Genomic DNA, 1,177 nt, shown 5'->3' with positions numbered 1-1,177 from the left:
GTGTCAACGACGGGTGAAAATGAACCCCTTTGCGGCGGTTGAAAGTGGACCCCTTGCTGGTTGTCATGGTCAGTCGTCGGTCGGGGTGGGGATTCGGCCGAGGTCGTGGTTCTTGAGTCGGTAGGAGTCGCCTTTGAGGGCGATCACGTCGGCGTGGTGGACGAGGCGGTCGATCATCGCGGCGGCCACGGTGTCGTCGCCGAAGACCTCGCCCCAGCGGCCGAACTCCTTGTTGGAGGTGACGATGAGCGAGGCGCGTTCGTAGCGGGACGAGACGAGCTGGAAGAACAGGTTCGCGGCTTCGTGTTCGAAGGGGATGTAGCCGACCTCGTCAACGACCAGCAGTGGGTAGCGGCCCAGTCGGCGGAGTTCGTCTTGCAGTCGGCCCGTGGTGTGGTGTTCGGCGAGCCGGTCGACCCATTCGGCGGCGGTGGCGAACAGCACCCGGTGGCCGGCCTGGCAGGCGCGGATCGCGATCCCGGTGGCCAGATGTGTCTTGCCTGTCCCGGGCGGGCCGAGGAACACGACGTTTTGTTTGCCGGCGATGAAGTCCAGGGTGCCGAGATGGGCGATGAGGTCGCGTTTGAGGCCGCGGGCGTGGTCGAAGTCGAACTCCTCGAGGCTCTTGCGGGCGGGGAACCGGGCGGCTCGGATCCGGCCTTCGCCGCCGTGGGATTCGCGGGCGGAGACCTCGCGTTGCAGGCAGGCGGCCAGGAACTCCTCATGCGACCAGCCCTCGGTCCGGGCTCGTTCGGCCAGCCGGGGGACGGCTTCGCGCAGCGTCGGCGCCTTCAACGCTCGGGTCAGGAACGCCAATTCGGCGGTCATGTCCCGGCTCGCCTTGGCTGTGGTTGCGTTGGTTCGTGTCGCCATCACGCCACCTCACCGGCAGTGAGTCCGCCGGTGATCCCGAATGCGGCGTCATAGTCCGACAGGTCCCGACGCTCGACTACCACTCCAGCGGCAGGGACGGTGGCGGTGCGGCCGGGGTGCTGCGCGTCGTCGCGGGCTGCGGACGCGTGATGGGCCAACCGGTGCGCGGTCTGACGGTGGGCTGGGTCGGTGATGGTTTGGTGACGGGCCCAACAGCGCTGATGGTGTCCGACCATGGCCCCCGCGCAGGTGATCGTGACGTGGGTCAGGTCAGCGACGACGTCGACGAACCGGCCCACCACTG

At 67.8% G+C, this 1,177-nt stretch carries 1 protein-coding gene and 1 pseudogene; both read right to left on the bottom strand.

Annotated elements, in window-relative coordinates:
• Positions 1–69: 69 nt before the first annotated feature.
• Positions 70–873 (bottom strand): IS21-like element helper ATPase IstB, encoded by an 804-nt coding sequence (gene istB / locus AB0L64_RS40960; protein WP_363718484.1) that lies wholly within the window; start codon positions 871–873, stop codon positions 70–72.
• Positions 873–1,177 (bottom strand): annotated as a pseudogene (locus tag AB0L64_RS40955) (IS21 family transposase); the annotation flags it as partial. The gene istB and the pseudogene AB0L64_RS40955, both read right to left, overlap by 1 nt.

The organism is Kribbella sp. NPDC051936 (genome assembly GCF_040680955.1).
GTDB lineage: Bacteria > Actinomycetota > Actinomycetes > Propionibacteriales > Kribbellaceae > Kribbella.
The sequence above is the reverse complement of the archived record's forward strand: the minus strand, read 5'-3'. Positions and strand labels throughout refer to the sequence as shown.

Excerpts from the sequence above, each read along its gene's own strand:
- istB (WP_363718484.1), bottom strand. The coding sequence starts at position 873 with ATGGCGACACGAACCAACGCAACCACAGCCAAGGCGAGCCGGGACATG.